Raw genomic sequence first — 23,854 nt, 5'->3', positions numbered from 1 at the left:
TTCACAGCTTGGTTTAGTATGAATTAGCTCTAATGGAAAAGGGATATCAATACAATGATATCCCTTTTCTCACTTTAATTAATTTTAAACTTTTCAACAACATCTTTTAGTTCATTACTTAATTCCGTTAATTGTTCCGCTGAAGCAGCAACTGACTGAAGTGCATGAAGCTGTTCATCTGTAGAAGCACTTACTTCCTCACAAGATGCAGCTGCCTGTTCAGCCATGGCAGCCATGCTATGAATGCCACTTACTACTTCTTCTTTACTTTCAGCAAGATGAATCATCTCATTGCTTATATAAAGGATGGAGTTTCTCATTCTTTCAACAAGCCCTGAAATGTTTTGGAAGTTTTGCTCCGTTTCACTTACCACTTCAGATTGCTGATTAAAGGTTTCTTTCGTCTTATTCATCGATTCAACGGCTTGTAAAGCACCGTTTTGGATATCAGTAATAGTCAGCTTTACTTCATCTGTAGCTATAACTGATTGCTCTGCAAGCTTCCTTACTTCTTCAGCTACAACAGCAAAGCCCTTTCCATGCTCACCTGCACGAGCAGCTTCAATACTAGCATTTAAAGCTAATAAATTGGTTTGCGAGCTTATTTCCGTAATGGTGGTCATCACCTTTTCAATCTTTTCAATTTTATTCTCTAGGTCAGTGATTACTTCTTCCATGGAACCAAGGTATTCCCTAGATGTCGTAAATGATCCTTTTAAATGACCAATCTGTTTGATTCCCGATTGATTGATGCCATCTGCTTTTTCCGCTAGTGAAGTCATCTCAGAAGCTTTTTCGCTAATATCATTAATTTGAGTGCTTAACTGATTAGACAAATGATTCGCAGATTCCGCTTCTGCTGCAGATTGCGTAGCGCCTTTAGCAATTTCATTAATAGCGGCAGCCATTTCCTCACTAGAAGCATTTGTTTCTTCAGAAACAGCACTTAAACTTTCTGCTGATTCTTTTACATTATTAACAGATAAATTGACTGCGGTCAGGATCGATTTCATATTTTCCACCATGGTGTTAAAATGACCGCTTAATTCGCCAATTTCATCCTTGGAAGTTACATTTACCTTCACCATCAAATTACCGTTCGATACTTGATTAAATGCCTTCTTAAGTAATCCAAGAGGCTTTGTCAATCCAATAGCAACAAAATACGTAATTACAATTGCAATAATTATGCCAATTACAGAAATAAGAACAATACTATTTCTAATTTTTATAGCTGTCACCATCAAGTCTTTATCAGAATAGGCTGCGCCCACCTTCCAGTCTGTTCCAGGAACAGTATCAAAAACTAACTTTTTATTTGCCCCTTCATACACATAATTGATGACGCCATCACCTTTTGGATGTTCATACATTTCTTTAATAAATGAAAGATCCATCAAGTTATTGCTTCTTTCTGTAGGGTGGACGATTGCTGTTCCCTGTTGAGAAAAAACAAATGGGTATCCATTGTATCCTATACGGACTGAGCTAATCATATTTGTTACATCTGTAAGTTTAATATCCAGACCCATGACACCAATTACTTTAGATCCTTCTTTTACTGCATACGAGGCTGTCACGACATATTCCTTTGTAGCCGCATCCTCATAAGGTTCACTCCAAACTACCTGATCAGGGTTTGCAGCAGCTTTTTTATACCAATCCCGGGAAGTTGGATCGAAATCCGCTCCTAAATCTGCCTTTGGAATGATATTTAAGTCTTTATTCGCACTTGCTACATAAATTGAAGTAACATCGTTATTCTTATCCAGGAAATTGGTAAAATCCTTTTCAAGTTCAATATTTACCTTTTCGTCCCCATGCGTCTTAACATAATCGATTACACGTCCAGATTGTGATAAAAACTGCATATTTATTGAATGTTTTTCAAGAAATAAATGAAGTGAATTATTCATTTCCGCAACAATACTCTTTGTTTGGCCAACTACATCTTTTTCAATTTCTTGATCTGTTTGCTGATATACAAAAAAACCAACCGCGGTAAGAACAGCAATAAATAATACAGAAATCAGTAAAATAAGCTTGCCTTTTATAGATTTCAACAAGATTTTTCCCCCATTTTTAATTTAATTCTAGCTATCGTTTGCTCGAAATTTAGTTAGATAATGCCCCTTTAGACCCAGTATATTATTCCTGTATTTCTTCTCCCCTTACTCCATCCAATATAACTAATCAGTCATTATTTCGACATAATTCAACATACTTTTACTACTTTTATAGTAAATCTCATAATAAAATAATTACCAATGTTGTGAATTTTGGACATAAAAAAAGACATCGATTCATTCGATGTCTTTTTAAAAGTTATTCACCTGAAACATATGGCAGTAATGCCATAGTACGTGCACGCTTAATAGCTGTTGTTAACTTACGTTGGTATTTAGCGTTCGTACCAGTTACACGACGTGGTAAAATTTTACCGCGTTCTGAAATGAATTTTTTTAGAAGATCCACATCTTTATAATCGATGTGAGTGATTCCGTTTGCAGTGAAAAAGCAAACTTTACGACGTTTTGCACGTCCTCCTCTACGTCCTCCCATAGCCATGGTTATTTCCCTCCTTTATATTGTGTTATAAAATAATCGGTCTGTTAGAACGGTAGATCATCATCTGAAATATCAATTTGGCCGTCATTGGCAAATGGATCTTTGTCTACACGTGTATATCCCTGATTATCTCGGTTGTACTGCGGTTGTTGATTCTGATTGTTGTTGTTCCCAAATGGGAAATCCTGTTCCCTAGGAGAGCCATAGCCAGCGCCTTCGCCTTTATTACTATTGCGCGGTTCTAAGAATTGAACACTTTCAGCCTGAACTTCAGTCACATATACGCGCTTTCCGTCTTGGCCTTCATAACTACGCGTTTGAATTCGCCCATCAACACCTGCAAGACTTCCCTTTTTCAAAAAGTTTGCTACGTTCTCTGCTGGCTTTCTCCAAATCACACAGTTAATAAAGTCCGCTTCTCGTTCACCTTGCTGATTCGTAAACGTACGATTTACTGCAAGAGTAAAAGTTGCAACCGGCACTCCATTTGGGGTATACCGCAATTCTGGATCCTTTGTCAAACGTCCGACAAGAACAACACGGTTCATCATTAGAATCAACTCCTTCCAACCATTGTTCCACATGGAACATTTTAGTAAATATATCTATTATTTTTCGTCTTTAACAACGATTTGACGGATAATGTCTTCGTTGATCTTAGCTAAACGTGTGAATTCATCTACAGCTTTCGCTTCTGCATTCACATGTATTAATTGGTAGTAGCCATCGCGGAAATCATTGATTTCATAAGCTAAACGACGCTTACCCCACTCTTTAGAATCAGTCAATTCCGCACCATTATCAGTTAAGATTGTGTTAAAACGCTCAATAAGAGCTTTCTTAGCCTCATCTTCAATGTTTGGGCGGATGATGTACATAATTTCGTACTTTCTCATCACTTTCACCTCCTTTTGGTCTAAACGGCCCGACTATACGGGCAAGGAGCAATTATTCATTACTCACAAGATGAAAGTATAGCATATTAGATTGTTTTTTGCAATGAAAGCCCTACATACATACAAAAACTTTTATGAAGAGCAGCCGGACACCTTGTTTTGCACATATCTGCATCTCACTTTATTGCATATGCCGATTAAAATGCTTACGTAGTCCTTCTCCAAGGATATTAAAAGTTAATGCTGATAGAACAATCAATAGCATTGGGAAAAATGGAATCCAAATGGCTGTAATCACATCTTTTCGTGCTTCCCTAATAAGGATTGCCCAGTCCACACTTGTATTAAAAATTTGGCTTTGACCATAATTAACCTGAATTAACTCTTGTGATATAAATATATTTATAATAGCTAGTTGCCCAATTAATATCGCAACACGACCTGCGTCTATAAAAAAATTCACTACTATGCTTGGGAAGATGTTCGGGAAATAATGAGAAATGATCATCCTAATTGGCTTGACACCAATTGTAATTCCAGCCTCAATAAATGCTTTTTGTGAAAGAACATAAGCTTGCTGCTGGATAATGAAACTTACCCTTCCAACCTCCACAAGCGCAATAATAAGGATTGACCAATAATATCTTTGCTCATTAAATAATAAAATGGGCAAACAAAGTATTAAAGCAGTCGTAAACACAACTGGAAAACTAGAAAAAAGTTGATTCCACCATTTAATGATCCAGGAAAAGAATCCTTTATTTTTCAAGCCAAGAAGGCCTAAAGGAATAGCAATTAAATATCGAATAATAACAATCATAAAAATATGGAAGAAAGTATCCTTTGCCCCTATTACTAGCAAACTTAATAAATCCCGGCCATCCCTGTCTGAACCAATAGGAAACCTGTCAGATGGCGGAAAAGGTGCCATTTCGATTTTTCCTGGTTCAGGAAAAGTAATCCGCTCTCCCTTTAATTCTTTATCTACAAAGGGAAGAAAAGGTCCTAGTATAGTAAAAAACGCTAAAATCCCCGCCAAAATGATTCCGAATATTAGATAGTTATTTCTCAGTTTAGCCACCCCATTATGGAATCCGAAGACTTCTCTTAATAATAAATCCTGTCACCTGTGCCATGATGACCATGAGCAAAAAGCAAAGACCAAGTCCAATAATGACTCCTGGCTCAAAACCATTTAAAGAGCCCATATTAAAGGATAGATTGAAGTCAAGTGCAGTAAATAGTCTATAAGCCATCCCTTCATATCCAATTAAATATTCAACAATAAGAAGACTTGACAAAGTATGTACCATCAATGAGGTCATATGGGGTAAAATTTTCTTTAAGCCATTGCGCAAAATATGTCGGTTAATGATATCTTTCATAGGAATTCCCTTAGCTTTTGCTACTTGAATATAATATTGACCCTCTTCATCCGAAAGAGCTGCTGAGGTAATTCTAGCTAAATACATCATCGGATAAACGGAAACTAATAGGGCAGGCACGATAAAACCATACCAATTTAACTGGCTAAAAAGACGTAAAGATGGAAAAATAAAGATGACAAGCCACTGAAGACAAACCACAATGAAAAAATCAGGGATTGATTGCAGGAGCCATGTCAATCCATTGCCAAATATGTTTCTCCTCTTTAATTTATTTTTGTAATCAAAAACTCCCTTCCATATACCTAAGCAAAGACTTAAAAAGAAAGCAGGAATAATAAGTTTTAAGCTATTTGGAAAAAAACGTTTAATCTCATCTTCTACAGTCACTCTTTCATAGCGTGTATCTCCCAAACTTTTTTCCATCCAGACAGATCGGAAATACTGGAAAATATTGTTTTTATATTCTTTCCATGAAAAATTGTATCCCATTTCCACAGTCATAGCTTTTCCACTAACAGCCATGGAAGGATTACGCGGAAACAATACAACCAAGATCAGGGCTAAAATGATCAATACATAAAGAACGACATTTTTAAAAAATGTTCTAGCTACGCTCATAGAAACCCCCAATAAATGTTAGTTTTACAAAATCACAACAAATATAAATTTAATATTCTACAAATTATTTATTTTCTTAAAATTGAACCCATAAAAAAAACACTGCAGATAGAATTCTACAGTGTTTTAGAGTTCATTCACTATTAAACATTGAATCGGAAATGCATGACATCGCCATCTTTAACGATATATTCTTTTCCTTCTAAACGTACTTTTCCGGCTTCTTTTGCTGCTGTCATACTTCCAGCCGTTAATAAATCGTCATAGGAAACAGTCTCTGCACGAATAAAGCCCTTTTCAAAATCAGAATGGATTACGCCTGCACATTGAGGGGCCTTCATTCCTTGACGGAACGTCCATGCACGAACCTCCTGCACACCTGCTGTAAAATAAGTAGCTAAGCCAAGCAGACTATATGCAGCACGAATCAACTGATCAAGACCTGATTCTTCAATTCCAAGCTCTTGAAGAAACATTTCCTTTTCTTCTCCTTCAAGCTCAGCAATTTCTGATTCAATCTTTGCGCAAATAACAATGACCTCCGCATTATCTTTTTCAGCAAAATCTCTCACTTGTTTTACATATTCGTTAGAAGAAGGATCAGCTACATCTTCTTCGCCAACATTTGCTACATAAAGAACAGGTTTAATCGTTAGCAAATGAAGTCCTTTTGCCACCTTCATCTGCTCTTCTGTAAATTCAACCGTACGCGCAGGCTTGTCTGCTTCGAACGCTTCCTTTAATTTTTCAAGAATCTCCATTTCAAACATGGATTCTTTATCTTTTTGCTTCGCCATTTTTCCTACACGGGCGATGCGCTTATCAACTGTCTCTAAGTCAGCTAAGATTAACTCTAAGTTAATAATCTCGATATCATCAATCGGATTTACTTTTCCAGATACATGTGTAATATTATCATCTGCAAAGCAGCGGACAACTTGACATATAGCGTCAACTTCACGAATATGTGACAAGAATTTATTTCCTAGTCCTTCACCTTTACTAGCCCCTTTTACAATTCCAGCGATATCCGTGAATTCAAAGGCAGTAGGAACTGTTTTCTTAGGTTGAACAAGCTCTGTTAATTTGTTTAAGCGGTCATCCGGTACCTCTACGATTCCAACATTCGGATCAATTGTACAGAACGGATAGTTTGCAGATTCTGCTCCCGCCTGGGTAATTGCATTAAATAATGTAGACTTTCCAACATTCGGCAATCCTACAATCCCAGCTGTTAAAGCCATTATTGCCACTCCTCTATTAAAAAATATCTATTAAAAATCTATGGTTTCATTCAGGTAATACCCTTCACAATTATAGAGATATAAGGGGGAAAAGACAAGCACTCACCAAAACCATGCATGATGAATGTTATTCCTCGCCTTTCACAAGAATTTTTTTTATTTTACGTGCAAATTCTCTGCGGGGAATTAACACACTATGTGCACATCCCTCACATTTTATGCGGATATCTGCCCCCATCCGAATAACTTTCCAGCGATTCGTTCCGCATGGATGTGCCTTTTTCATTTCAACCACATCATTTAAATTAAATTCCTTTTGCTCCACTGCTAACCCTCCCAAACATAGTGCTCTTTTACTTTATTTAAGCTTAAATGAGCAAAATTATCAAAGGCTACCTTCTATTAATTGTATATTCTTATAAATCACAGGTCTTTTCACCTGGATTCCATTTTTCATTTAATCGGTACGTATACATTACTAAAATCTTCCGTATACTGTTACTACTAATCAAAAGCGTGTATAAAAACACCTATGAATATGCTTTTTTATCTATGAAAAAGGGGTGGAACCAGTGAATTTACGAAATAATCTGTTTGATAAAAAAGACGGTGCAGCGAGAATTCCATATGATGAGACAAATGCGGCGGGAGATTTAGCAAAGGCAGTTAAACATCTATTGCCAGCTGGGGTCACTAGCCGTCCAGTTGTCATTGTCTGCATCGGGACAGATCGCTCAACCGGTGATTCATTGGGACCACTTGTCGGCACATTGCTTGAAGAGAAAAGACTATCCTCTTTTTTTGTATATGGCACACTGGAAAATCCTGTCCATGCAGTCAATCTTGCTGAAAAATTGGACGAAATTAAAAAGGTGCATTTCAACCCATTTATTATTGGAATTGATGCTTGTTTAGGCCGTTTAAAAAGTGTTGGAGTCATTCAAGCAGGAGAAGGACCTGTAAAGCCTGGAGCAGGTGTAAATAAGGATCTTCCTGAAGTCGGACATATTCATATAACAGGGATTGTCAATGTAAGCGGATTTATGGAGTTTTTCGTTTTGCAAAATACAAGACTTCATCTTGTATTGAATATGGCTAAAACGATTGCTAACGGGATTTATAAAGCAAGCCTCACATATGAGTCCGATCCTATCATCTCTGCATTTAAATGGGAATCAGACAAAGAACAGGACATTCAAGGCAGCAAGATATAAATCGAGTAGTGGAGAGGAAACTGTTCCTCTCCACTATTTGCTAAACATACAAACGATATACATAAACGATTGTTACAATTAAGCCTGTTACTAGAATAGCTGGGAGTAAATTCGCCACGCGAATTTTTGTTATCCCTGCCAAATTCAACCCTATAGCAAATATCATGACTCCCCCTGTAGCAGTCATTTCCGTAATAAAGCTATTCATTAGCTCTGTTGGTACAAACCGATCAATTTGCGTGGCGAAAAGGGCAATTAGTCCTTGATAAATAACCACAGGGAACGCAGAGAAAAGAACGCCAATCCCAAGTGTTGTTGCTAATATTAATGCAGTAAATCCATCAATAATTGATTTCGTATACAGAACATCATGGTCGCCTCTTATCCCGCTGTCTAATGCACCAATAATAGCCATGGCACCGATGACAAATATTAAGGTAGCTGTTACAAACCCCTGTGAGATACTGCCTTGATCACTCGAACCAAGCTTTTTTTCTAGCCAGTTTCCGAGCGCGTTCAATTTATCCTCTAAAGCAAAGTATTCGCCAATTACTGCACCAAAAACGAGACTAAGGATTACAATTAAAAAATTTTCACCTTTTAAACCCATTTGCAGACCGAGAACCATAACAGCGAGCCCAATTGCATACATGACGGTTCCCTTCATATTCTCAGGAATTCGATTAAGCCGCTTACCTATTAATGTTCCAATGATAATCAATAATCCGTTGACAAGTGTGCCTAGTAGAAACATCTTCTTCACCTTATTCAGTCTATTTAGAAAATCGAATATTTTTAAAATACACTATCATGTATCGAGCACTCTTTACAACCCTTTTTTTAAATTTAAGCTTTTTCTAAAGAAAAATCGTCAAAGAAAAAACCATCGATATGATGGTTTACAAGAATTACTTCTTCTCTATCAATTCTATAATTCGTTCTAAATCTTCCTTTGAAAAGAACTCTATTTCAATTTTCCCTTTATTCTTTGATTGCTTAATCGTAACAGTTGTGCCAAATCGGTCACGTAAGGAAGACTCCCGTTCTTTAATAAAAATATCCTTTTGTTGAACAGGTTTCTTTGTTTCACGTGGAACATCATTCAGCTGTTGAATAAGCTGTTCAAGCTGTCGGACATTTAAGTGATCCTTCATTGTTTTTTCTACAACCGCCTGGATCTTGTCCTTGTTTCTTAAACCTAAAAGTGCCCGGCCATGCCCCATGGAAATTTCCCCTTCTGAAATAAGAGCCTGTATTTTCGGTGGAAGGGATAACAGTCGAATATGGTTAGCAATGTGTGGCCTGCTTTTTCCAAGACGCTTTGCCAGCTCCTCTTGTGTTAGCTTGAGCTTTTCCATTAAAAGCTGATAGGCTGCCCCTTCTTCAATTGGAGATAAATCCTCGCGCTGTAAGTTCTCTAACACAGCAAGCTCCATCATTTGCTGTTCATTTAATTCTCTTACAACTACAGGAACCGTTTCGAGCTTCGCTTCCTTTGCTGCTCGGAAACGTCTTTCACCAACAACAATTTCATATCCTTTAATACTTTTGCGTACAATGATTGGCTGAAGAATACCATGTTCTATAATTGATTGCTTAAGCTCTTCAATTGCTTCCTTGTCAAATACTTTTCGAGGCTGATAAGGATTGGGCCGTAGCTCTTTCGTTCGGACCTCTTGAACCGTTTCTTCCTTCACGGTTTCCATGTTTGTAAAAAAAGCATTTAGTCCTTTTCCTAAGCCTTTAGCCATTCGAAACCACTTCCTTTGCCAAATCGATATATACTTCTGCTCCACGGGATTTAGGATCATACGTAATAATTGGCTCACCATGGCTTGGTGCTTCACTTAAACGGATATTTCGAGGAATAATTGTTTTATACACTTTATCTTGAAAATACTTTTTCACTTCTTCAATGACTTGCAATCCTAAATTTGTCCGTGCATCAAGCATCGTTAATAAAACACCCTCAATCTTCAATTCATGATTTAAGTGTTTTTGAACGAGGCGGACAGTATTTAATAGCTGACTTAATCCTTCCAATGCGTAATATTCGCACTGAACTGGAATGATGACTGCATCCGAAGCAGTCAATGAGTTTAGTGTAAGCAAACCTAATGAGGGAGGACAGTCAATGATGATATAATCATAGTCTTCCTTTATCTCTTCCAATGCCCTCTTTAACCTCACTTCTCTGGAAATCGTCGGCACTAACTCAATTTCTGCACCTGCTAACTGAATGGTCGCTGGAATCGCATAAAGATTTTCAACAGAAGTTGCCATAATCACTTTAGAAGCTTCTACATCATCTACTAGCACATCATAAATACATTGTTCAACATCTGCTTTTTCAATCCCAACACCGCTCGTAGCATTCCCTTGCGGATCAATATCAACGATCAAGACCTTCTTGCCTATGTATGCCAAGCATGCACCAAGATTTACTGAAGTAGTCGTTTTGCCGACTCCGCCCTTTTGATTCGCAATTGCAATGACTTTGCCCACGATATCACCTACCTTCATCTTCTAATTAAGGTTTTAAAGCATATATATATGAAAAATATCAACGTTTGAAAATGGATAAACTGCCATTATCGGAAAATGGCAATCACGTAATCTATTTTAACATGAAAAAGGATAGAGAATATTCTTTTTGTTAAAAATATGGAGAAGGAAAAATGTAGATGTGTAAAAGCCTGTAGTGCACACGTTTTCGAAAGTGATCCAAAAGAACGATCAAAGTTCTAAACGCATACCCCACAGGCCATATACTTATTCGTATCAATAATGTATGAAAGCTATTTCTTTTTCGGGATTTTTATTGTGATTTGGTAAAACTCATCAAATTCCTCTTCTTTGGAATCTAGATTAATTCCACTATCAGATACCATTGACAACGATTGACGAATTGTATTGACCGCAATTCGCATATCCTTACTGAAAGCTTTTCTTTTCGGCTTAGGCTTTGAATTATTTTGTTCAAGAAGCCTGACGACACGATCCTCTGTCTGCTTAACATTTAGATTTTTTTCGATAATTTCTTCAAGCAATTTCACTTGTTTTTCAGGATTCTTTAGTGGGATCAAAGAACGTGCATGACGTTCTGTAATTGCCTTGCTTAACAAGGCATCCTGAACAGGTTGAGGGAGCTTTAATAGTCTAAGTTTATTAGCAACTGTAGACTGACCTTTGCCTAAACGCTGGGCTAATGCCTCTTGCGTTAGATTATGCAATTCTAGCAGCTTTCCGTATGCTACAGCTTCTTCAATTGGGGATAATTCTTCTCTTTGAAGATTTTCTATTAATGCGACAGAAGCTGTTTCTGTATCATTTAAATTTTTTACAATAGCTGGAACTTCATCCCAGCCAAGCTTTTTCATTGCTCGCCATCTACGTTCACCAGCAATAATTTCAAACTGGCCATTTTCGAATTCTCTTACAACAATCGGTTGAATAATGCCGTGTGTATGAATGGTTCGTGACAGTTCCTCAATTCGATCATCATCAAATACCGTTCTTGGCTGAAAACGGTTAGGAACAATTAGGTCAATGGGGATTTTCTTTACCTCTTCAAATTCCCCAATCCTCTCTATATCCACTTGTTCTTCAATCTTTTCCGCTTCTACTTGTTCTCCCTTTTCGCCTAGGCCAAAAAAGCGTGAGAAAGAATGCTTCATCACCCTGCACCACCTTTACGAAACTCCCTATTACATATTCTCTATAAAAATGACAAGTCCTTCCGAAAACCATGTTAACTTGTTTTTTCGCACTGCAATTGTGAACATTTCTGTTCCTCATTAAGTTATCTAATATATTTACTTTTACAGAGAGCTATTGTATTAACCCATTCATTATGCCATATTTCTATGAAAAAAGTAACATTATTCAATTGGTGTTTTATTCGGTGTCCCTGGCTTTCTAGGGTACTTTTTCGGAGTCGATTTTTCTTTTTTGATAATTAAAATATTCCGTTCGCTTTCTTCTTGAGGAAGTGTGAAGGAATAGGATTGATCAAGTTTACCGCCTAGGACAGCAATCGCCTTTTTCCCAGCATCCAATTCCTCTTTTGCACTTGCCCCCTTCATAGCTACGAAAGTACCACCGACTTTAACAAGCGGCAAGCATAGTTCACTAAGTACGGACAGTCGTGCTACTGCACGTGCAGTAACTACATCATAAGCTTCACGATGCTCCTTTTTTTGGCCGAAGGTTTCCGCACGATCATGGACAAATTGCACATTCTTCAAGCCCAATTGCTTTGAGAGATGCTCTAAAAATCCAATTCGTTTATTTAATGAATCGACAATGGTAACATGCAGTTCCGGAAAAGCAATTTTAATTGGCAAGCTTGGAAATCCTGCCCCGGCGCCTACATCACAAATATGTATTGGCTGCTTGAAGTCAAAATAAAAAGCAGCAGTAATCGAATCATAAAAATGCTTTAAATACACCTCAGGCTTGTCAGTAATAGCCGTTAAGTTCATTTTTTCGTTCCATTCCACTAATGTAGAATAATATGTTTCATATTGCTGAAGCTGCTGAGGCGAAAGTGATATCCCCTTCGCACTCAGCATATCAATAAATTGTTCTGTATTCATCGCCTAGTCCTTTCCAATTGTCTCGCTCTATTCGTTTGAAACTCTTGCGATTCGCCCCTGCTCGATATAAATCAGCAAAATTGAAATATCTGCTGGATTTACACCAGAAATCCTTGAAGCCTGTGCAATGGATAAAGGCTGTACTTCTTTTAAATTATGCTTCGCTTCTGTGGCAAGTCCGTTAATTGCATCATAATCGATATTCTCTGGAATTTTCTTATCTTCCATCTTTTTTAAACGCTCAACTTGCTGAAGGGATTTTTCAATATATCCCTCATACTTAATTTGAATTTCTGCTTGTTCTTCAACATCGGGATTTAGCAGCTCTTCACTAGGTACAAGCTTTTGAATATGCTCATACGTCATTTCAGGGCGTTTTAATAGATCAGAAGCCCTGATCCCATCCTTTAATTCACTTCCGCCTAGACTGTGAATTAATTCTTGAACTTCTGCAGTTGGCTTAATCATTGTTTTTTGAAGTCTTTTAATTTCTCCTTCAATTGATTGCTTTTTTGCTAAGAATGTTTGGTAACGTTCTTCTTTAATAAGACCAATTGAATAGCCAAGCTCTGTTAAGCGTAAGTCGGCATTATCATGGCGCAGCAATAAACGATATTCCGCACGTGAAGTAAGCAGGCGGTACGGCTCAGATGTTCCCTTTGTGATAAGGTCATCGATCATAACGCCAATATAAGCATCCGAGCGGCTTAAAATAACCTCTTCTTTTCCAAGTGCTTTTAAACCAGCATTCATTCCTGCCATTAGACCTTGTCCCGCTGCTTCTTCATAACCTGACGTTCCATTAATTTGACCAGCTGTAAATAAGTTTTTTACTTGCTTTGTTTCCAATGTAGGCCATAGCTGTGTTGGCACAATTGCATCGTATTCAATAGCATACCCAGCACGCATCATTTGTGCATTTTCTAAGCCAGGCACACTTCTAATTAGCCGATGCTGAACTTCCTCAGGTAAGCTCGTAGAAAGACCTTGAACATATACTTCCTGTGTATTTCTTCCTTCAGGCTCCAAGAAAATCTGATGACGAGGCTTATCATTGAAACGAACAACCTTATCTTCAATGGATGGACAATAACGCGGACCTTTTCCTTGAATCATTCCTGAATACATCGGTGATCGATGAAGATTGCTATTGATAATCTGATGCGTTTCTTCACTCGTATACGTTAACCAGCATGGCAGCTGATCTGTAATATACTTTGTAGTCTCGTATGAAAAAGCTCTTGGTGTTTCATCACCAGGCTGAATTTCCGTTTTGCTATAATCAATGGTTTGACTGTTTACTCGAGGAGGTGTACCTGTTTTAAATCGGACTAAATCAAAGCCAAGCTCCTGAAGATGTTCGGAAAGCTTAATTGACGGCTGTTGATTGTTCGGACCGCTTGAATATTTCAATTCCCCTAAAATGATTTCTCCTCTTAGGAAGGTACCTGTTGTAATAATAACTGTTTTAGACGTATAGACTGCACCCGTTTGAGTCACTACACCTTTGCAAACACCATCTTCTACAATTAATCTTTCGACCATTCCTTGAATAAGTGTCAAGTTCTCTTCTTCTTCAAGAATTTTCTTCATTTCGTGCTGATACATGAATTTATCTGCTTGTGCTCTTAAGGCACGGACAGCTGGTCCTTTACCTGTATTCAACATTCGCATTTGAATATGGGTTTTATCAATTACCTTTCCCATTTCCCCACCTAATGCGTCAATTTCCCGAACCACTATTCCTTTAGCCGGTCCGCCAACTGATGGATTACATGGCATAAAGGCAATCATATCTAAGTTGATTGTCACAACTAATGTCTTTGCACCAATACGTGCTGATGCAAGGCCAGCTTCACAGCCTGCATGACCTGCGCCGACAACGATGACATCATAATTTCCTGCTTCATATGGCATGATGCTGCCTCCTTTATTACTTCTTTTACTTTATCTATTTTCGTAAACATTGTAGCTAATTAACAAATAATTGGTAGAGGTTGATTTCTGCTCCAGGTTGCTCGCTTTCCGCGGGGGGCGGTGAGCCTCCTCGGCACTTTTGTGCCTGTGGGGTCTCACCTGTCTCACTACTCTGAGCAGGAGTCTCGCACCTTCCACTCCAATCAACTAAGCTTTTTTCAAACATAAAACATAAATCTATTTTTAAAATAACGAGCTTTTAGAAATGACCTTTATTTACCTAAACAAAATTGCGAAAACAGCTGGTCGATAAGGCTCTCATGGACACTATCTCCAATAATTTCACCGAGCAGTTCCCATGTTCTTGTTAAATCGATTTGGACAATATCAATAGGTGTGCCCATTTCGACAGCCTGTATCGCTTCTTCAATCGAATGTAAAGCTTGATTTAGCAGGGCAATATGACGGGTATTGGATACATAGGTCAAATCCCCCGCCTCAATGGAGCCTTCAAAAAATAATGAGGCGATCGCTTCCTCTAATTCATCCACACCTTTATCTTCTAATAAAGAAGTCGTAACAAGCTTGTGGTTTTTTGAAAGTTTATGGACTTGGTCCATGTCTATCACTTGAGGCAAGTCTGTTTTATTAACGATCACGATAACATCCATGCCTTCCACTGCTTTAAATAAATTTTCATCTTCTTTCGTACATTCATCTGAGTAATTTAGAACGAGTAAAATAAGATCCGCTTCTTTTAATACTTGCCGTGATCTTTCCACACCGATACGTTCCACAATATCCTCTGTTTCCCGAATCCCTGCAGTATCTAATAATCGCAGCGGGACCCCGCGAACATTAACATACTCTTCAATTACATCTCTTGTTGTACCAGGAATATCCGTAACAATTGCCTTATTTTCATGCACAAGACTGTTCAGTAATGAGGACTTCCCTACATTAGGACGACCAACGATAACAGTAGAAAGCCCTTCCCGCAAAATTTTCCCCTGCTGGGAAGTACGAAGCAGTTTCTCAATCTCCTCTTTTACATAGGACCCCTTTTCTAACAACATTCGATGTGACATTTCCTCCACATCATCATATTCAGGATAATCGATGTTCACTTCAACGTGAGCTAATGTTTCTAATATTTCTTGACGAAGCTTCCGAATAAGCTTCGACAATCGCCCTTCCATTTGACCTAAAGCTAAATTCATCGCACGATCCGTTTTAGCACGAATTAAATCCATAACCGCTTCGGCTTGAGATAAATCAATCCGCCCGTTTAAAAATGCCCGTTTTGTAAATTCCCCAGGCTCTGCAAGTCTTGCCCCATTCGTTAATAACAACTGGAGCACCCGATTAACAGAAACTAAGCCTCCGTGACAATTTATTTCAACAACATCCTCTTTCGTAAAGGTCTTTGGACCCTTCATCACGGATACCATTACTTCTTCCGCTACTTGTTCCGTTTTTGGGTCAATAATTTGACCATAATGGATCGTATGGGAGGAGACTGTTTTTAACCTTTTTCCGCCTATCCCCTTGAATAATTTATCTGCAATAGCAATTGCCTGATCTCCACTTAATCGTACAATGGCAATCGCTCCTTCACCCATCGGTGTAGAAATAGCCGCAATTGTATCAAATTCCATTTAAAATCCACCTCACTTACTGCCTTACCAAAATCCGTTTATCCCAAATAAATAGAATAGCACATGCCTATTTTTAAGAAAAGAATGGCGTACCCCTTATCACAATTATCCACAAGTCTTGTCTTTCAAATTCTCTATTCCTTTTATCCACATACATTAAATTTATTATGCTTTATTTTAACTTATCCACATGTGAATAACAATAAAACCATTTGATAATTCCTATTCTGGCGATTTCATATAAAAATAGGCACAAAAAAAAACTCCCAATTCATTGATTGGGAGTCAAAGCCGCTTCTTTTGTTGTCTATCTCCAGCAGCTTTTCTATTTGTCTAGCTCCAGCGGCTACCCCCTCGAGGTCATAAGCCCATCCGTCCAAAAGGTTAAAAAGGCAACCTTTCAGCCGACTGGTCTTATGCTTGTCGGGGGTGACCAAGCCACTTTCGCTTTTCTACTTTATTGGTGAAATAACAAGATGACGATGCGGGTCATTGCCGCTTGAATATGTTTTTACTCGCTTATTTTCTGCTAGAGCTGCATGGATTACTTTTCGTTCGTATGAAGGCATCGGTTCTAATGCGACATTTTGACCTGTTCTTAACGCCTTTTGTGCTAAACGCTCGGCTAATTGTGTAAGGGTATCGTTACGTCTCTTTCGATAATCTTCTGCATCAAGTAAAATATTTATATATTGATCTGAGTATCGATTGATGACAAGCTGTGTTAAATATTGTAACGAGTTTAACGTTTGACCCCTTTTTCCAATTAAAAGAGCAATCTTTTCTCCAGTTAGAACAAATTGGATATTTCGTCCTTCGCCAACAACTTCTATCGCAATTGGAGCACCCATTTTTTCACTAATATCCAACAAAAACTTCTTTGCTTCCTCGATTGGATCTTGCTTCAAAACAGCTTTCACAATTGCAGGTCTAGCGCCAAAAATACCGAAAACACCTTTTTTTCCTTCATCAACAATTGTAATCTCTACGCGCTCTTCTGTCGTTTGTAATTGAGCGAGTGCCGACTTTACTGCTTCCTCGACTGTAGTCCCCGTAGCAGTTACTTGTTTCACTTTTTTGCTCCTCCTGCATTACCGGTTGCCTTCGCATTCTTAAGCTCCGGTCCTTTAATAAAATACGTTTGAACAATCATAAAGATATTTCCTACAACCCAGTATAATGAAAGAGCAGCTGGGAAGTTAATCGCAAAGACAATAATCATGATCGGCATCAACCATAGCATCATTGCCATTTGCGGATTTTGATTCGCTGTTCCAGCCATCATCATTTTTTGCTGAATAAATGTTGTTGCTCCTGCAATTAATGGCAATAAATAAATGGGATCAGGGGCACCGAGATCAAACCATAGGAAATTATGATCGGCAATTTCTCGCGTACGAGTAATTGCATGATAAAAACCAATTAAGATTGGCATTTGAATTATTAATGGAAAACATCCCGCTAGCGGATTAACACCATGCTGCTGGAATAAAGCCATTGTTTCCTGCTGCAGCTTTTGCTGTGTCTTTTGATCTTTCGAGCTGTATTTCTCTCTTAGCTTTTGCATTTCAGGTTGAATTGCCTGCATTGCTTTTGAGCTTTTCGTCTGTTTAATCATAAGTGGCAGCAAGAATAAGCGAATGATAATTGTAACTAGGATGATGGATAATCCAAAGCTGCCACCTGCAAATTCTGCAACTTTAATGATAAACAGTGAAAGCGGATACACTATGTACTCATTCCAAAAGCCTTCACTCTCTGAAGTAATTGGCTGTTTAATCTCCGTACACCCCGATAATAATGCGATCACGAAAATTAAGCCGATTACCAGAAATACTCTTTTTTTCAAACGTTTTTTCCTCCTAACTGCTTAGAAAATAATTATATTTATTTTTTTCCATGCATAAAACACAGACTTGCATATATTTTAACATTTTTACTAACTCATGTCTTTAAAATTACCATGCCATTAAAGCTCATCAGTTATTATTTGGTCGAAAATTCTGTTGTACATTATTGCCAGATTTTTGTTTTTTCAAAACCCTAGAAAGCTTTAATACATGGGTCAGACTTTTTTTAATTTCCTCTAATCCCATCTCAGCAACAGGTTTTCTAGCGATAATAATATAATCAAATTGGCTATGTACTTCATTCTCCATTTCGTGAAAGGCCTGGCGGATATATCTTTTTATCTTATTTCGCGTGACCGCATTCCCTATTTTTTTACTAACTGAAAGACCAATTCGAAAATGCTCTTGCCCTGGCTTTTTTAACGAATAGACAATAAATTGGCGATTTGCAAATGACTTTCCTTTCTTAAAGGCCTCTTGAAATTCTTTATTTTTTTTTACACGATACTCTTTTTTCATCGTCATTTACACCACCTTTAATCCAATACAAATTCTATGATTATGGAAAAAAAGACCACTGACGTTTCAGTGGTCTAAGCAGATAATACTTTTCTTCCTTTACGACGACGACGAGCAAGTACGTTACGTCCGTTAGGCGTACTCATACGACTACGGAATCCATGAACTTTGCTTCTTTTACGCTTACTTGGTTGGTAAGTTCTTTTCATTATATGACACCTCCCTGAGGAATAGCTGCTAAAGACAGTCTTAACTATTATAAAGATGCTACTAGAAAATTGTCAACTCTTGATTAAAGTAGTTGAACATCTTTGTTTAAAATTTGAAAAGATCTACTAGGAGAGTTTACCCTTTTTTCTGCTATCTGTCACTCTAAAATTTATATTTTAATAAAGTAAATTTCTTCAAGGGAATATAGCTACACCGCCTTGTGGATAAAATTTCGACAGTTTTTTCATTATCCACAACACATATTGACAGCTTTTTCACATAATCCTGTCATGTGGACAATTTTTATACCCAATATGTTATGCTTGTGGATAATATCTGAAAAACCGTTGCACCTCCTAGTATTATCTGTTATCATAATTGTGTTTTCACTCTTAATAATTTATTGTGCATAACTTCTTTATCCACAGATTGTGGATATGTTGTGGACAGTTTATTCGAACGGTTTGTAAAACGTTGTCCACAAGTAGTGGATATTGTCGAAACCCTACTTTACTTCCTTATTATATATTTTTCCACATTTTAATTTTGATTGATTTTAATTTAATAGGCTAACAAGGATGAAGAAGGATCCATAAACCACTAAATATAGGTTGTACAACTTGTATAACCTATATTTTTAATGCAGAATTTAGCAGCTTTAACAAAAAGGCAAAAGGAGGGACATTGGTTGGAGAATATATCGGATCTTTGGAATAATGCTCTTGCTAAGATCGAGAAGAAAATAAGCAAACCAAGTTATGAAACATGGTTAAAATCAACAAAAGCTCACGCCCTTCAAGGCGATACTTTAGTCATTACTGTTCCAAATGATTTTGCCCGTGATTGGCTTGAAGAACGTTACTCCAAACTGATCTCAGAAATTGTCTATGAAATAACTGGAGAAGAATTAGGAGTAAAGTTTATTATCCCGCAAAATCAAACGGAAAATGATATGGATCTTCCTAATCCGCCAAAAAGAGCAAAGAAGGAAGAAGAGCAGCCAGAAATACCTTCCATTATGCTTAATCAGAAGAATACATTTGATACTTTTGTTATTGGTTCAGGTAATCGGTTTGCGCATGCGGCTTCTCTTGCTGTAGCTGAAGCACCAGCAAAAGCTTATAACCCTTTATTTATTTACGGTGGTGTAGGATTAGGGAAGACACATCTAATGCACGCAATTGGACACTATGTTTTAGATCATAATCCGTCTGCTAAGGTTGTTTATTTATCATCAGAAAAATTTACAAACGAATTTATTAACTCCATTCGTGATAATAAAGCGATTGATTTCCGTAATAAATATCGTAAAGTTGATGTTCTATTAATTGATGATATTCAATTTTTAGCCGGAAAAGAATCTACACAAGAGGAATTTTTCCATACTTTTAATACATTGCACGAAGAAAGCAAACAAATTGTCATTTCAAGTGACCGGCCGCCAAAGGAAATTCCAACACTTGAAGACCGTCTTCGTTCCCGATTTGAGTGGGGTCTTATTACTGATATTACTCCTCCAGATCTTGAAACAAGAATTGCTATTCTCCGCAAAAAGGCTAAGGCTGAAGGACTGGATATTCCGAATGAAGTGATGCTGTATATAGCCAATCAAATCGATTCCAATATCCGTGAATTAGAAGGAGCACTTATACGAGTTGTAGCTTACTCCTCCTTAATAAATAAAGATATTAATGCTGATTTAGCCGCTGAAGCGCTGAAAGATATCATTCCTAGCTCCAAGCCGAAAGTAATTACCATTCATGATATTCAGAGAGTTGTAGGAGAGCATTATAATGTAAAGCTTGAGGACTTTAAGGCAAAGAAAAGAACGAAATCAGTTGCTTTCCCTCGACAAATTGCTATGTATCTATCAAGAGAATTAACGGATTTTTCACTGCCTAAGATTGGAGAAGAATTCGGAGGAAGAGATCATACAACAGTTATTCATGCACATGAGAAAATTTCTAAACTAGTCCAAACGGATACTCAGTTCCAGAAGCAGCTGCGTGAAATTCATGAAATTCTAAAGGTATAATGTGAATAACTCTATTCCGCTTACACACAGTCTGTCCACATGTGGATAGGCTGTGTTTCCATTCAATAAACAGAGTTATCCACATATCAACAAGACCTACTAGTACTTCTATTATTTTTTTAAAAGAAAATATATAAATATACACCATAAAAAAATTATATCGGAGGATTAAAAAAATGAGATTCATAATCCAACGGGATCGTTTGGTTCAAAGTGTTCAAGATGTTATGAAAGCTGTGACAAGCAGAACAACAATCCCTATTTTAACGGGAATCAAAATTGTTGCGACTACAGACGGAGTGACATTAACAGGCAGTGATTCAGATATTTCAATTGAATCCTTTATCCCAAAAGAAGATGCTGGAGACGAAATTGCAGAAATTAAACAACCAGGAGCGATCGTTCTCCAAGCGAAATTCTTTAGTGAGATTGTAAAAAAATTGCCTACAGATACAGTTGAGATTCATGTCGAGAATCAATTGCAAACTGTTATCCGTTCAGGAAAATCTGAATTTAAGCTAAACGGCTTGGATGCTGATGAATATCCACATTTGCCGCAAATTAAAGAAGAAAATATCTTTAAAATCCCAACAGATTTATTAAAAGCTATGATTAGACAAACAGTATTCTCAGTGTCCACCTCAGAAACACGCCCCATCTTGACAGGTGTAAACTGGAAGGTTGGAAATGGTGAATTAACCTGTGTTGCAACAGATAGTCATCGTCTAGCATTACGAAAAGCAAGAATTGAAACAGAAGCGGATGAAAGCTATAATGTGGTTATTCCAGGAAAAAGCTTAGGTGAACTAAGTAAAATCTTAGATGACAACAATGATTTAATTGATATTGTTATTACAGAAAACCAAGTTTTATTTAAAGCAAAGAATCTCTTGTTTTTCTCAAGATTATTAGAGGGGAATTACCCAGATACTTCTAAATTAATTCCAAATGAAAGCAAGACGAATATTGTCGTCAATACAAAGGATTTCTTACATGCTATTGACCGTGCTTCCCTGCTTGCTAGAGAAGGAAGAAATAATGTTGTTAAATTTACAACTATTCAAGATGGAATTATTGAAATTTCTTCGAACACTCCTGAAATTGGTAATGTAGTTGAAGAACTTCAAAGCCAATCGATTGAAGGGGAAGAATTAAAAATTTCTTTCAGTGCTAAATTTATGATGGATGCATTAAAAACACTGGAAGGATCAGAAATTACGATAAGTTTTACAGGGGCGATGAGACCTTTTGTCATACGTCCAATCAATGATGATTCGATACTTCAATTAATTCTGCCAGTTCGAACATATTAAAATATAATTAAAAGCTGCTCGTGCGTTTGCGGGTAGCTTTTTATTTTAATTATGTTACCTTTGAATATTAATCAGTTATTTAGTAGAATAAAGTATTAGAAGCTATTTTTAGATGCAGAAAGAGTGAAATGATGACGAAAATAAAAATTAGTACTGAATATATTGCCTTAGGGCAATTCCTGAAGGCTGCGGATGTAATCCAAACAGGTGGAATGGCGAAGTGGTTTTTAAGTGAATATGAGGTATTCGTTAATGGAGAGCAGGATCAAAGGAGAGGAAGAAAGCTTCGTATAGGGGATAAAATCGAAATCCCTGATTATGGTTCCTTTGAAATTATTTAACAAATTATTCCATAAGTAAAAAATTCAACATTAAGCAAAAAGCAATTGACCGAAGCTTTAAATAGCTAAAAGGATGTAGCGTCTATGCATATAGAGCAATTACTTTTGAAAAATTATCGTAATTATGAAGAGTTAGAGGTACACTTCGAAAATAAAGTGAATGTTATATTAGGCGAGAATGCGCAAGGGAAAACAAATGTGATGGAATCCATCTATGTATTAGCCATGGCAAAGTCTCATCGAACATCAAATGATAAAGATCTTATACGCTGGGATCAAGAATATGCTAAAATAGAAGGACGGATACAAAAAAACTATGGTTCATTGCCAATGCAATTGATCATTTCCAAAAAGGGGAAAAAGGCTAAATGTAACCATATTGAACAGAAAAAGTTAAGTCAGTATGTAGGAAATATGAACGTTGTCATGTTTGCTCCCGAAGACCTTCATCTTGTAAAAGGCAGTCCGCAAGTAAGACGCCGTTTTATTGATATGGAAATTGGCCAAGTGTCCCCCGTTTATTTACATGATATCAGCCAGTACCAAAAAACATTACAACAGCGTAATCATTATTTAAAACAGATGCAAATAAAGAAACAATCCGATCATACGATGCTTGAAATTTTGACAGAGCAATTTATTCAGATAGCTGTGAAGATTGTATCTAAGCGTTTTGAATTTTTGAGGATGCTTGAAAAATGGGCGCTGCCCATCCATGAGGGCATATCTAGAGGACTTGAAACGCTGAAAATAGAGTACAAGCCGTCAGCAGATGTATCAGAACAGCTAGAATTGTCGAAAATGATAAATGTGTACGAGGGAAAATTTGCTAAAATAAAAAATAGAGAGATAGAACGCGGAACTACTCTATTTGGGCCACATCGGGATGATCTTCTTTTTTTTGTTAATGGCCGAGATGTCCAAACATTTGGGTCGCAAGGGCAACAAAGGACAACAGCTTTATCTGTAAAGCTAGCAGAGATTGAACTCATTCATTCAGAAATTGGCGAGTATCCGATTCTTCTTCTTGACGACGTTCTTTCTGAATTGGATGACTACCGTCAGTCCCATTTATTAAATACAATACAAGGGAAAGTGCAAACCTTTGTAACAACAACGAGTGTCGATGGAATTGATCACCAAACATTAAAAGAAGCAGCTGCATTTAATGTTAAAGCTGGCGGAATAACTAAGATTCAATGAGGTGAGTGTTTGTATATCCATGTCGGAGAAGATATTTTAGTTCGTTCAAAGGATATCATTGCGATTTTAGATAAAGAAAGTGTTAACTCTTCTAAGTATATAGAAGAGTTTTTAGAATGCCAGAATGATTCTGTTGTAAACCTTTCTAAAGGGTCTTTTAAATCAGTAGTTATCACTTCAAAGAAAGTCTATTTTTCCTCACTAGCTTCAGGAACATTGAAAAGACGTACGCAACATTCAGTTACCCACGATTACTAAATAATTGAGAAGCTAGTAAAAAAA

At 37.2% G+C, this 23,854-nt stretch carries 25 protein-coding genes; 6 read left to right on the top strand and 19 right to left on the bottom strand.

The features are described 5' to 3' along the window. Positions 1-74 precede the first annotated feature (74 nt). From FI644_RS09860 to FI644_RS09825, 8 genes are all read right to left on the bottom strand, one after another. On the bottom strand, positions 75-2,066 hold the full coding sequence (locus tag FI644_RS09860; protein WP_142108257.1) for a methyl-accepting chemotaxis protein: 1,992 nt from the start codon (positions 2,064-2,066) through the stop codon (positions 75-77). A gap of 259 nt (positions 2,067-2,325) precedes the next feature. Continuing rightward, positions 2,326-2,562 (bottom strand): 30S ribosomal protein S18, encoded by a 237-nt coding sequence (gene rpsR / locus FI644_RS09855; RefSeq protein ID WP_053478822.1) that lies wholly within the window; start codon positions 2,560-2,562, stop codon positions 2,326-2,328. Positions 2,563-2,612: 50 nt separating this feature from the next. Next, a complete protein-coding gene (gene ssb, locus FI644_RS09850; RefSeq protein WP_053478319.1) occupies positions 2,613-3,119 on the bottom strand; it encodes a single-stranded DNA-binding protein in 507 nt (168 codons plus the stop codon). A gap of 57 nt (positions 3,120-3,176) precedes the next feature. Then, positions 3,177-3,464 (bottom strand): 30S ribosomal protein S6, encoded by a 288-nt coding sequence (gene rpsF / locus FI644_RS09845; RefSeq protein WP_053478318.1) that lies wholly within the window; start codon positions 3,462-3,464, stop codon positions 3,177-3,179. 181 nt (positions 3,465-3,645) lie between these two features. Then, a complete protein-coding gene (locus FI644_RS09840) occupies positions 3,646-4,545 on the bottom strand; it encodes an ABC transporter permease (protein ID WP_142108256.1) in 900 nt (299 codons plus the stop codon). A gap of 4 nt (positions 4,546-4,549) precedes the next feature. Continuing rightward, positions 4,550-5,470: an ABC transporter permease subunit gene (locus FI644_RS09835; protein ID WP_053478317.1), complete on the bottom strand. Its 921-nt coding sequence runs from the start codon at positions 5,468-5,470 to the stop codon at positions 4,550-4,552. Positions 5,471-5,613: 143 nt separating this feature from the next. Then, positions 5,614-6,714: a redox-regulated ATPase YchF gene (gene ychF / locus FI644_RS09830; protein WP_056687015.1), complete on the bottom strand. Its 1,101-nt coding sequence runs from the start codon at positions 6,712-6,714 to the stop codon at positions 5,614-5,616. A gap of 127 nt (positions 6,715-6,841) precedes the next feature. Then, positions 6,842-7,039, bottom strand: coding sequence for a DUF951 domain-containing protein (locus tag FI644_RS09825; protein ID WP_053478315.1), 198 nt, complete (start codon positions 7,037-7,039; stop codon positions 6,842-6,844). Positions 7,040-7,286: 247 nt separating this feature from the next. On the opposite strand from FI644_RS09825, the gene yyaC reads away from it, so the two are divergent. Continuing rightward, positions 7,287-7,928 (top strand): spore protease YyaC, encoded by a 642-nt coding sequence (gene yyaC / locus FI644_RS09820; protein WP_053478314.1) that lies wholly within the window; start codon positions 7,287-7,289, stop codon positions 7,926-7,928. A gap of 40 nt (positions 7,929-7,968) precedes the next feature. Here yyaC and FI644_RS09815 read toward each other — a convergent pair whose 3' ends face one another. From FI644_RS09815 to rpmH, 11 genes are all read right to left on the bottom strand, one after another. Then, on the bottom strand, positions 7,969-8,682 hold the full coding sequence (locus FI644_RS09815; RefSeq protein ID WP_053478313.1) for a DUF554 domain-containing protein: 714 nt from the start codon (positions 8,680-8,682) through the stop codon (positions 7,969-7,971). A 154-nt stretch (positions 8,683-8,836) separates the two neighbouring features. After that, positions 8,837-9,679 carry a ParB/RepB/Spo0J family partition protein gene (locus FI644_RS09810; protein ID WP_053478312.1) on the bottom strand — a complete coding sequence of 281 codons (843 nt, stop codon included), beginning with the start codon at positions 9,677-9,679 and terminating at the stop codon, positions 8,837-8,839. Then, a complete protein-coding gene (locus FI644_RS09805; RefSeq protein ID WP_053478311.1) occupies positions 9,672-10,433 on the bottom strand; it encodes a ParA family protein in 762 nt (253 codons plus the stop codon). The genes FI644_RS09810 and FI644_RS09805 overlap by 8 nt, the downstream gene beginning before the upstream one ends. Before the next feature lie 293 nt (positions 10,434-10,726). Beyond that, positions 10,727-11,605 (bottom strand): nucleoid occlusion protein, encoded by an 879-nt coding sequence (noc, locus tag FI644_RS09800; protein ID WP_057768011.1) that lies wholly within the window; start codon positions 11,603-11,605, stop codon positions 10,727-10,729. A 204-nt stretch (positions 11,606-11,809) separates the two neighbouring features. Continuing rightward, complete coding sequence (rsmG, locus tag FI644_RS09795) at positions 11,810-12,526, bottom strand: 16S rRNA (guanine(527)-N(7))-methyltransferase RsmG (RefSeq protein ID WP_053478309.1); 717 nt, start codon at positions 12,524-12,526, stop codon at positions 11,810-11,812. Between the two features lie 27 nt (positions 12,527-12,553). Beyond that, complete coding sequence (gene mnmG / locus FI644_RS09790) at positions 12,554-14,443, bottom strand: tRNA uridine-5-carboxymethylaminomethyl(34) synthesis enzyme MnmG (RefSeq protein ID WP_053478308.1); 1,890 nt, start codon at positions 14,441-14,443, stop codon at positions 12,554-12,556. Positions 14,444-14,715: 272 nt separating this feature from the next. Next, on the bottom strand, positions 14,716-16,101 hold the full coding sequence (gene mnmE, locus FI644_RS09785) for a tRNA uridine-5-carboxymethylaminomethyl(34) synthesis GTPase MnmE (RefSeq protein ID WP_053478307.1): 1,386 nt from the start codon (positions 16,099-16,101) through the stop codon (positions 14,716-14,718). Positions 16,102-16,553: 452 nt separating this feature from the next. Then, positions 16,554-17,174: an RNA-binding cell elongation regulator Jag/EloR gene (gene jag / locus FI644_RS09780; protein ID WP_053478305.1), complete on the bottom strand. Its 621-nt coding sequence runs from the start codon at positions 17,172-17,174 to the stop codon at positions 16,554-16,556. Continuing rightward, positions 17,171-17,950 carry a YidC family membrane integrase SpoIIIJ gene (spoIIIJ, locus tag FI644_RS09775; RefSeq protein ID WP_053478304.1) on the bottom strand — a complete coding sequence of 260 codons (780 nt, stop codon included), beginning with the start codon at positions 17,948-17,950 and terminating at the stop codon, positions 17,171-17,173. Before spoIIIJ ends, jag begins: the two co-directional genes overlap by 4 nt. Before the next feature lie 130 nt (positions 17,951-18,080). Continuing rightward, a complete protein-coding gene (gene rnpA / locus FI644_RS09770; protein WP_053478820.1) occupies positions 18,081-18,470 on the bottom strand; it encodes a ribonuclease P protein component in 390 nt (129 codons plus the stop codon). Positions 18,471-18,544: 74 nt separating this feature from the next. After that, positions 18,545-18,679: a 50S ribosomal protein L34 gene (gene rpmH, locus FI644_RS09765; protein WP_053478303.1), complete on the bottom strand. Its 135-nt coding sequence runs from the start codon at positions 18,677-18,679 to the stop codon at positions 18,545-18,547. Between the two features lie 689 nt (positions 18,680-19,368). Between rpmH and dnaA the strand changes: the two genes are divergently transcribed. From dnaA to remB, 5 genes are all read left to right on the top strand, one after another. Next, positions 19,369-20,715, top strand: a complete 1,347-nt coding sequence (gene dnaA / locus FI644_RS09760; protein WP_053478302.1) for a chromosomal replication initiator protein DnaA — start codon at positions 19,369-19,371, stop codon at positions 20,713-20,715. 176 nt (positions 20,716-20,891) lie between these two features. Next, positions 20,892-22,028 carry a DNA polymerase III subunit beta gene (gene dnaN / locus FI644_RS09755; protein ID WP_053478301.1) on the top strand — a complete coding sequence of 379 codons (1,137 nt, stop codon included), beginning with the start codon at positions 20,892-20,894 and terminating at the stop codon, positions 22,026-22,028. A 128-nt stretch (positions 22,029-22,156) separates the two neighbouring features. Next, positions 22,157-22,369, top strand: a complete 213-nt coding sequence (gene yaaA / locus FI644_RS09750; RefSeq protein WP_053478300.1) for a S4 domain-containing protein YaaA — start codon at positions 22,157-22,159, stop codon at positions 22,367-22,369. A gap of 84 nt (positions 22,370-22,453) precedes the next feature. Continuing rightward, entirely contained in the window at positions 22,454-23,572 is a 1,119-nt protein-coding gene (gene recF, locus FI644_RS09745) for a DNA replication/repair protein RecF (RefSeq protein ID WP_053478299.1), read from the top strand. A gap of 9 nt (positions 23,573-23,581) precedes the next feature. After that, positions 23,582-23,830 carry an extracellular matrix regulator RemB gene (remB, locus tag FI644_RS09740; protein WP_053478298.1) on the top strand — a complete coding sequence of 83 codons (249 nt, stop codon included), beginning with the start codon at positions 23,582-23,584 and terminating at the stop codon, positions 23,828-23,830. Positions 23,831-23,854 lie beyond the last annotated feature (24 nt).

This window comes from Cytobacillus solani (assembly GCF_006704205.1).
GTDB classification, from domain to species: Bacteria; Bacillota; Bacilli; order Bacillales; family Cytobacillaceae; genus Cytobacillus; species Cytobacillus solani.
The sequence above is the reverse complement of the archived record's forward strand: the minus strand, read 5'-3'. Positions and strand labels throughout refer to the sequence as shown.